This is a genomic window from Cypionkella psychrotolerans, assembly GCF_001294535.1.
Lineage (GTDB): Bacteria > Pseudomonadota > Alphaproteobacteria > Rhodobacterales > Rhodobacteraceae > Cypionkella > Cypionkella psychrotolerans.
The window spans coordinates 224,035-232,092 of the sequence record NZ_LGIC01000090.1 but is presented as its reverse complement, the minus strand read 5'-3'; the positions used below and the strand labels follow the sequence as shown (position 1 = coordinate 232,092).

General features: G+C 61.4%; 9 protein-coding genes. 5 read left to right on the top strand and 4 right to left on the bottom strand.

What is annotated here, in order from left to right; all coding sequences use genetic code 11:
* The first annotated feature begins 404 nt into the window (after positions 1-404).
* From AKV04_RS24585 to AKV04_RS24565, 5 genes are all read left to right on the top strand, one after another.
* The gene (locus AKV04_RS24585) at positions 405-908 is read left to right on the top strand and encodes a type III secretion system chaperone family protein (protein ID WP_054009027.1); all 504 of its coding nucleotides are present in this window, start codon (positions 405-407) and stop codon (positions 906-908) included.
* Between the two features lie 105 nt (positions 909-1,013).
* Positions 1,014-1,826 carry a pyrroline-5-carboxylate reductase gene (gene proC, locus AKV04_RS24580; protein ID WP_054009026.1) on the top strand — a complete coding sequence of 271 codons (813 nt, stop codon included), beginning with the start codon at positions 1,014-1,016 and terminating at the stop codon, positions 1,824-1,826.
* Positions 1,823-2,173: a tRNA-binding protein gene (locus tag AKV04_RS24575; protein ID WP_054009025.1), complete on the top strand. Its 351-nt coding sequence runs from the start codon at positions 1,823-1,825 to the stop codon at positions 2,171-2,173. Before proC ends, AKV04_RS24575 begins: the two co-directional genes overlap by 4 nt.
* Entirely contained in the window at positions 2,173-3,117 is a 945-nt protein-coding gene (locus AKV04_RS24570; protein ID WP_054009024.1) for a 2-hydroxyacid dehydrogenase, read from the top strand. The genes AKV04_RS24575 and AKV04_RS24570 overlap by 1 nt, the downstream gene beginning before the upstream one ends.
* Before the next feature lie 207 nt (positions 3,118-3,324).
* Positions 3,325-3,981 (top strand): sulfotransferase family 2 domain-containing protein, encoded by a 657-nt coding sequence (locus AKV04_RS24565; RefSeq protein ID WP_054009023.1) that lies wholly within the window; start codon positions 3,325-3,327, stop codon positions 3,979-3,981.
* Here AKV04_RS24565 and AKV04_RS24560 read toward each other — a convergent pair.
* Genes AKV04_RS24560 through AKV04_RS24545 form a run of 4 tightly spaced genes read right to left on the bottom strand, consistent with a single transcriptional unit; the run spans position 3,978 to position 8,056 of the window.
* On the bottom strand, positions 3,978-6,161 hold the full coding sequence (locus AKV04_RS24560; RefSeq protein ID WP_054009022.1) for a 3-hydroxyacyl-CoA dehydrogenase NAD-binding domain-containing protein: 2,184 nt from the start codon (positions 6,159-6,161) through the stop codon (positions 3,978-3,980). The two genes, AKV04_RS24565 and AKV04_RS24560, sit on opposite strands and share 4 nt — an antisense overlap.
* Positions 6,158-7,129, bottom strand: coding sequence for a cupin domain-containing protein (locus AKV04_RS24555; protein ID WP_235815761.1), 972 nt, complete (start codon positions 7,127-7,129; stop codon positions 6,158-6,160). The genes AKV04_RS24560 and AKV04_RS24555 overlap by 4 nt, the downstream gene beginning before the upstream one ends.
* Positions 7,126-7,596 carry a cupin domain-containing protein gene (locus tag AKV04_RS24550; protein ID WP_054009051.1) on the bottom strand — a complete coding sequence of 157 codons (471 nt, stop codon included), beginning with the start codon at positions 7,594-7,596 and terminating at the stop codon, positions 7,126-7,128. The genes AKV04_RS24555 and AKV04_RS24550 overlap by 4 nt, the downstream gene beginning before the upstream one ends.
* A complete protein-coding gene (locus AKV04_RS24545; RefSeq protein WP_054009020.1) occupies positions 7,583-8,056 on the bottom strand; it encodes a hypothetical protein in 474 nt (157 codons plus the stop codon). Before AKV04_RS24545 ends, AKV04_RS24550 begins: the two co-directional genes overlap by 14 nt.
* Positions 8,057-8,058 lie beyond the last annotated feature (2 nt).

The window sequence follows — 8,058 nt, the reverse complement described above, 5'->3', positions numbered from 1 at the left end:
CATGTGCGGCGGTTCGGTGTAAAGACCCTTTAACCGAGCTTAAGACCCCCGTTAAATGAGACTGGCGCTGGGGACGGGGCGACATGCTTTTCTGATTTTTGACATTCTTGTAGGTGGGAAATCGGAAATGAGATGAGCTGTTATGCCATTGACCGCTTGCCTAAAACCCGAAAATCGCTCTGCTGCCAACTCTGCTGTCAAACTCTGCCAACTCTGCTGTCACGCCACACACGCCACACACAAACAATTTGTCCACAGAAGATTTCTCCAGAATCCTCTTTACAGGCTTCCCCCATAGCCACACTATATCTAGTAAGGGCAATGCCGGGTTACGCTGTTGGTTGCCGGGCGCCCAGCCCATAGGGGACGGTATCGTCACTGGGGCTTTATAGTGAGGCCAGCCCATGTCATTTTCTGAAGATTACCTGCTGAGTGACGATCTTCATCCGATCGACATCGTGGAAAATCTGGCTGCCCACCATGATTGGGAGTTTGACCGCGTCACCGATGACCAGATCGCGATGGCGGTTGAGGGCCAGTGGCGCACCTACGCGCTGACCCTCGCGTGGTCGGCGCAGGACGAAACGCTCCGCCTGATCTGCACCTTTGAAATGGAGCCGCCAACCGATAAAATGGCAGCCCTTTATGATGTGCTGAACCGCTGCAACGATATGGTTTGGACTGGGGCGTTCACCTATTGGGCCGAACAAAAGCTGATGGTGTTCCGCTATGGCCTCTGCCTTGCGGGCGGGCAAATGGTGGCGCCCGAGCAGATTGATCGGCTGATTTCCGGCGCGATCACCGCGTCTGAGCGGTTTTATCCAGCGTTCCAACTGGTGTCCTGGGCCGATAAATCCCCCGCCGATGCCATGAAAGTCGCGATTGCCGAGGCTTACGGGCGAGCCTGATCTGGGTTGCAATGGCGGTGTCCGCAGTTTCTGTATCCCCAGTGCTATTTCCGATTCAATGTCCTCGCAAACCGCACTAACCTCTCCGTAAAAGGGGAGTTTTCGATGGTGCTGGATGTGGTGGCCCGCGATGGGCTGGTTCTGCTGGGGTGTGGCAAGATGGGGACGGCGCTGCTGACCGGATGGTTGGCGGCGGGGGTGCCTGCAACGAGCGTATGGGTGATCGAGCCGCATCCGACCGATTGGCTGAAATCCAGCGGCGTGCATCTCAACCAAGGCATGCCGCCAGCCCCAGCTGTCGCTTTGCTCGCCGTCAAGCCGCAGATGATGGGCGCGGCCTTGCCCGCCCTGCAAGCCTTGGGCAATGGCACGACGCTGTTCGTGTCGATTGCTGCAGGCACCTCGATTGCTACGTTCGAGGCGGCTTTGGGCGAGCGGACCCCGATCGTGCGCACCATGCCGAACACCCCGGCGATGGTCGGCCGCGGCATCACCGGCATCTGCGCCAACGCTTATGCGGGGGCTGCGGGGCTGGCTTTGGCGCATCAGTTGATGCTGGCGGTGGGGCAGGTGGTCGAACTCGACGGCGAGCATCAGATTGACGCGGTGACTGGCGTGTCCGGCTCTGGTCCGGCCTATGTGTTCCATCTGATCGAGGCGATGGCGGCGGCGGGTGAGGCCGAGGGTTTGTCGCCAGAAATCGCGATGAAACTGGCGCGTGCGACCGTTTGCGGCGCAGGTGAACTCGCCTATCAGTCCACTGAGCCCGCCAGCCAGTTGCGCATCAACGTCACCTCTCCGGGGGGTACGACAGCCGCAGCCCTCGCGGTGCTGATGGACCCTGAAACCGGCTTTCCCGCTTTGCTTCAGCGCGCCGTCAAAGCCGCCACTGACCGGGGCAGGGAGCTGGGCAAATGACCGACGCCTCTAGCCAGATCACCTATCCCGACTTCGAGAAGGTCGACATCCGCGTCGGCCGCATTACCCGCGCCGAAGCCTACCCCGAGGCACGCAAGCCCGCCTATAAATTGTGGCTCGATTTTGGTCCCGGGATTGGCGAGAAACGCTCCTCGGCCCAGATCACCAAACACTACACGCCAGAGGCACTGATCGGGCGGCAGGTGCTGGCGGTGGTCAATTTTCCACCACGCCAGATCGGCAAGGTGATCTCGGAAGTGCTGGTGCTTGGCCTGCCCGATGCGGCGGGGGAGGTCGTGCTGATAGGCCCCGGTCAAGATGTGCCCTTGGGAGGAAGGTTATTCTGATGAAACTGCTGATCACCCGTCCCTTGCCCGATCCGGTGATGCAAGCCGCCCGCGCCCGTTTTGAGGTGACGGCGCGCGCCAGCACCCTGCCGCTTGACGCGTCCGAACTGCGCGTCGCCCTCACCGATTACGACGTGGTGCTGCCAACTTTGGGCGATCTGTTCAAAGCCGAGGCCTTCGCCGAGGTGCCCACCCCAAGGGCGAAATTGCTCGCCAATTTCGGCGTTGGCTTCAACCATATCGACACCAAGGCCGCCGCTGCACTTGGCATCGCCGTCACCAACACTCCCGGCGCGGTCACCGATGCCACCGCCGATGTGGCGATGACGCTGCTGCTGATGACCGCCCGGCGCGCAGGTGAGGGCGAGCGGATGCTGCGCGCAGGCCAATGGCAGGGCTGGCACCCCACACAAATGCTCGGCGCACCAGTCTCAGGCAAATGCGTCGGCATCATCGGCATGGGCCGCATTGGCCGTGCCATTGCACAGCGCTGCCACTATGGCTTTGGCATGCGAGTGATCTACCACAACCGCTCTGCCACAGATGCAGGCGTCCCCGCGCAGCAGGTCTCCATGCTCGAAGTCCTGCAAGCCGATTTCGTGGTGATCGCCGTCCCCGGCGGCCCCGCCACGCGCCATTTGATCAATGCCGAAGCCTTGGCGCAAATGGCCCCGCATGGCATCCTGATCAACATCGCGCGTGGCGATGTGGTCGATGAAACAACCCTCGCCACCGCCCTGAAAACCGGCCAGATCGCGGGCGCGGGCCTCGATGTCTATGAAAACGAACCGCAGATCACCCCCGCCCTGCTGGGTTTGGAAAACGTCACCCTGCTGCCCCATCTTGGCACCGCCGTTCTGGAAACCCGCACCGCGATGGGCATGATGGCCGTCGCCAATCTGATCGCATATCTGGACGGGCAACCGCTGCCCAACCAGGTCTAGCGCCATGGTCATCCTCTGCGCTCAAATATCCCTGCCGGAGGCTCTGTGGCCAAGGTCAGAAGCCTCCGGCGGGAGTATTTTTCAAAAGAGCAAATCCAAGCGCCAAAGCCGGACGCACGGTTTGAGACAGATCAGAACACGCACTGGGGCGGCGCTTTCCTGTCGAATGGCTGCCCACAAGAACGGCCCCCTCGTACAGGTCATACCATGATCATCTCCCGCGGGCGGCGCTTCATCTTCGTGCATATCCCCAAAACCGGCGGCACCGCGCTGAGCCTTGCTTTGGAAGATCGCGCGATGAAGGATGATATCCTGATCGGCGACACCCCCAAGGCGCGGGCGCGCAAGGCGCGGCTGCAGGGGGTGAAATCGGCGGGGCGGCTCTGGAAACACTCAACGCTGTCCGATATCGCGGGCCTTGCCACGGATAATGAGATTGCCGATTTCTTCACCCTGACCTTGGTGCGCAACCCGTGGGATCGCGCCGTCAGCTATTACCACTGGTTGCGCGGGCAGAACTTTGCCCACCCTGCCGTGGGCCTGGCAAAGTCGCATGATTTCAGTGGTTTCCTGAACCATGCCCAGACCCGCACTGCCTTCAGCCTCTGGCCCTACACTGCCTATATGCGCGACCGTTTGGGGTTTGAGCGCGCCAGCCTTTACGCGCGGCTGGAACATCTCGATACCGATCTGGCGCCCTTCGAAGCGCACTTAGGCTTCCGCCTGCTGCCCTTGCCGCAAGCCAATGCCTCGGATCGCGCCCGCGACTGGCGCGGGTTTTATTCGGATGCCGACGCCGATCTGATCTCGCAAATCAGCGCCGAGGATATCATCCGCTTTGGCTACCGTTTCGACCCAGATTAGGCCGCCTTTTGTGCGCCAAACCGCCCGTAAAAGCTGTCGCCCTTGGTCGCCATCTCGCGCAGCAGGGCAGGAGCTTCAAACCGCGGCCCAAACTCTGCCACCAGCTTCTCGCAAATCTCCACCGCGCGCGCAGCCCCGATGATATCCAGCCACGAGAACGGCCCGCCCGACCACGGCGCAAAGCCCCAGCCAAGGATCGCGCCGACATCGCCCTCGCGGATGTCGGTCAATACGCCTTCCTGCAGTGCGCGCACCGCTTCCAGCACCTGCGCCATCAGCAAGCGGTGCTGCACGGTGGCGAGGTCCGGGTCGGCAACATGCGGATACTCAGCCGCCAATCCGTCCCACAGCCCTTCACGCTTACCCGCCGCATCATAAGCATAGAACCCCGCGTTGGCCTTCTTGCCCATCCGGCCCTGATCCGCCATCCAGAACAGCACTGCATCGACCGCGCCATCCGGGTAGGCATCGCCCATCGCCGCTTTCGTGGCCTTGGCGATCTTCACCCCCAGATCAATCGAGGTTTCATCGACCAGTTGCAGCGGGCCGAGCGGCATCCCGACCAGCTTCGCGGCATTCTCGATCAGCGCAGGCTCCACCCCTTCGGCGACCATGCGGATGCCTTCGTTGATATAGGGGATGATGCAGCGGTTGGCGTAGAAGAACCGCGCGTCATTCACCACAATGGGGGTTTTGCGGATGGCGCGGACGAAATCGAGCGCCTTGGCGACCGCGCGATCCCCGGTCTGCTTGCCCCGGATGATCTCAACGAGGTTCATCTTGTCCACCGGGCTAAAGAAATGGATGCCAATAAACTGTTCAGGCCGCACCGAGGCCTTCGCCAGCGCTGAGATCGGCAGGGTTGAGGTGTTGGAGGCATAGATGCACTCCGCCCCCACCGCCGCCTCAACCTTTGCCGTTACCTCGGCCTTCACCTTCGGGTCTTCAAACACCGCCTCAACCACCAGATCGCAACCCTTCAGCGCCGCATAATCCGTGGTGGCCAAAATCCGCCCCAACACTTCGGCTTTCTTCTCCACCGTTACCTTGCGGCGCTGAATACCCTTGTCCAATAGGTCCGCCGAATGGGCTTTGCCGCGATCCGCGCTGTCTTGTGCGGCATCAATCAGCACCACCTCAATCCCCGCCAAGGCCGCGACATAGGCGATCCCGGCCCCCATCATCCCCGCGCCAATCACGCCCAGCTTTTTCACCGATTGATCGGCCACCGAGGGCCGGTTCGCGCCTTTCTCCAGCGCCTCTTTGTTGATGAACAGACTGCGGATCATCGCCGAAGACGACGGGTTGAGCAGCACGGAAGTGAACCAGCGCGCCTCAATCCGCAACGCCACGTCAAACGGCACCAAAGCGCCCTCATAGACCGCACTCAGCAAAGCCTTGGCCGCAGGATAAACCCCCATGGTCTTGCCCAGCACCATCGCATTTGCCCCAACGAAGGTCATGAACCCCGCCGGATGATAGGGTGCGCCGCCGGGCATCTTGTAACCCTTGTCGTCCCACGGCTTGATCAGATCGGTGTCTTTCGCGCCCAGAACCCATTCCTTCGCGCGGGCAAGCAACGCCTCAGGTGCCACCACCTCATCAATCAGTCCAGCCGCCTTCGCCGCTTTCGGATCAGACAGCTTGCCCTCCAACAGGAACGGCGCCGCCATCATCGCGCCCAGCTTGCGCACTAGCCGCGTTGTGCCACCTGCGCCGGGAAAAATCCCCACCATGATCTCGGGCAGACCGATCTTCGCCTTCGGATTATCCGCCGCGATGATGCGGTGGCACGACAGCGGCAGCTCCAACCCAATCCCCAATGCCGTCCCGGGTAGGGCCGCCACAATCGGCTTGCCGCCCTTCTTGGTCTTCGGGTCCATCCCGGCCAGTTCGATCTTGCGCAGCACCTTGTGCATCGTCATTACGCCGTCGAAGATCGCCTGCGCCCCACCCGCCCGCATCTCGGCAATGACGTTAAGATCCATCCCGCCGGCGAAATCCTTCTTGCCGCTGGTGATAATGATCCCCTTCACCGCCGCATCGGCCAAAGCCTGATCGACCAGCCCGCTCAACAGCCCAAAAGCCGCCGTCGACATCACGTTCATCGACTTTGCCGCCACATCCCAAGTGATCGTGGCCACGCCATCGGCATCAACGGCCATGGTGAAATCGGTCATTTGCGCTCTCCTGCACTGCGGGGTCGGCCATCGGCATGGGTATAGCGCCGGGCCGCGCCGTCTTTATGGGTGATCAGATCGTGATCGGGATAGTGAACGGTATCACGGGGCAGCCGGGTGCCAATGGTCAGATAAACCACATCGCCCGCACTGCGGTTTTCCAACTGATGCCCGATGGGCTGGCCCGCAGGCCAACACACCATATCGCCGGGGCTCAGCGTGGTTTCGCTGTCTTCGATCAGCGTGGGCTGGCCGGACAGCACCAGCACCAACTCATCCTCGGCCTCATGCCAATGCCGGAAGCTGGAGCGCGCACCGGGCGGCAACCGCTCCAGATGCACGCCGAACTGCGAGAGGCCGCCGAGATCGCCCAGCACCGAATGCCAGTAATCGCCGAGATCGCCGCCCAAGATCGGATGCTGATAACCATGCTCCAACACCCAAGCCCGCTCAGCGGCCCGCAGCACATTCGGGCGCACAGACCCATCATAGTCCTGCCCCCAAACCGCAGGCAGTCCCAACAATTCCGCAGGCAAATCGCCGCCACGCAGCTGCACGCCATCGGCATCCTCGACCCGCCATTGCGTCGCGGTATTCACCTGCTTGCGCCCTGAATCTGGGTAGGAACACACGTCGCCCAACACCCGGCTGCCCACGATCAGATAGCGCAGGGCTGCGTCCGAGCGGTTGCCAATCCGGTGCCCATTCGGCGCACCATGCCGCCAGCATAAAGCATCACCAGGCTGCAAATCCTGCATCCCGGCATCATCCTGCAAGCAGCCAAGCCCTTCCAACACAAACAGAAACTCATCTTCATTCGAGTGCCAATGCCGATCCGAAGACCAAGCCCCGGGTGCCAAAACCTCAACATAAGCGCCAAATTGCGTAAGCCCGCCCGCCACTGACAGCCGCAACGTGCTGACACCTTCGCGGTCATCAACAGGGGCCAGCGCCGGATCAACGATCATCGTGGCCCCTCCCATGTGCTGCCGTCCTTATAGGCGAAGCTGGCTTGCCCGCCCTCCACCGTCAGCACCAGATCAACATCGGAATAGGTCGCGACCTCACGCTTGGCTTTGCTGCCCACCACCAGAAACTGCGCCACAGCACCCGAGCGGTTGATGAAGTGATGCCCATCCGGCACATTCGCCGGAAACGCCACGCAATCGCCCACGCCCATCACCGTTTCGCCCGCATCCTGTACCAGCACGCACTCGCCCTGCGTCACCATCACGAACTCATCTTCGGCCATGTGCCAATGCCGCAGAGACGACAAAGCCCCCGGCTGCAAGATCACCAGATTGACGCCAAACTGCGTCAGCCCCCCGGCATCGCCCAAGCGCAAACTGCTGCGCCCTGCCATCATCTCAGCATAGGGCGATGGGTAAATCGAACTGGTTTTCACCGGCACTTTGCTCAGATCAAGTTTCGCCATCGTCTCCCCCTGCATCATCCAGTTTCGGCGTAAACGCCCCGCCTTTGATTTCCGACAGCCCAAGGCTGAAGCGAATATGCCCCCGCGCACTTTCAATTTCCGAAATCAACCAGCCATCTGGCTGTTCGACCAACAGAAACCGGGTCTCGAACGGGTCAACGATGCGCTGCGCGCGCACCATTATGTGGGTCTTGCAGCGCACCCTCAGATGCGTCTGATCCACCACAGTGATGTTGACAACCTGCCGGAAGATATCGGTCACCCCCCGGCCTTTGAGGTTGTCGTGGTACAGTTGAAAATCCGCGCGCAACTCGGCTTCGGTGTGCAACACATAGGCAGGATCGCCACGCGGAATGACCCGCAGGGGCAACGACATCACGCTGGCGTAGGCCGCGAAATCGCCGCCAACCAAAGCCTGCGTCAGCGTTTCCCCCAAAGCGGCAAAGACCTGCCCCGGCATGA

Bases quoted from the DNA above. Each gene is read 5' to 3' on its own strand.
- AKV04_RS24585 (WP_054009027.1), top strand. From the start codon at position 405: ATGTCATTTTCTGAAGATTACCTGCTGAGTGACGATCTTCATCCGATC.
- proC (WP_054009026.1), top strand. From the start codon at position 1,014: ATGGTGCTGGATGTGGTGGCCCGCGATGGGCTGGTTCTGCTGGGGTGT.
- AKV04_RS24575 (WP_054009025.1), top strand. From the start codon at position 1,823: ATGACCGACGCCTCTAGCCAGATCACCTATCCCGACTTCGAGAAGGTC.
- AKV04_RS24570 (WP_054009024.1), top strand. From the start codon at position 2,173: ATGAAACTGCTGATCACCCGTCCCTTGCCCGATCCGGTGATGCAAGCC.
- AKV04_RS24565 (WP_054009023.1), top strand. From the start codon at position 3,325: ATGATCATCTCCCGCGGGCGGCGCTTCATCTTCGTGCATATCCCCAAA.
- AKV04_RS24560 (WP_054009022.1), bottom strand. From the start codon at position 6,161: ATGACCGATTTCACCATGGCCGTTGATGCCGATGGCGTGGCCACGATC.
- AKV04_RS24555 (WP_235815761.1), bottom strand. From the start codon at position 7,129: ATGATCGTTGATCCGGCGCTGGCCCCTGTTGATGACCGCGAAGGTGTC.
- AKV04_RS24550 (WP_054009051.1), bottom strand. From the start codon at position 7,596: ATGGCGAAACTTGATCTGAGCAAAGTGCCGGTGAAAACCAGTTCGATT.
- AKV04_RS24545 (WP_054009020.1), bottom strand. From the start codon at position 8,056: ATGCCGGGGCAGGTCTTTGCCGCTTTGGGGGAAACGCTGACGCAGGCT.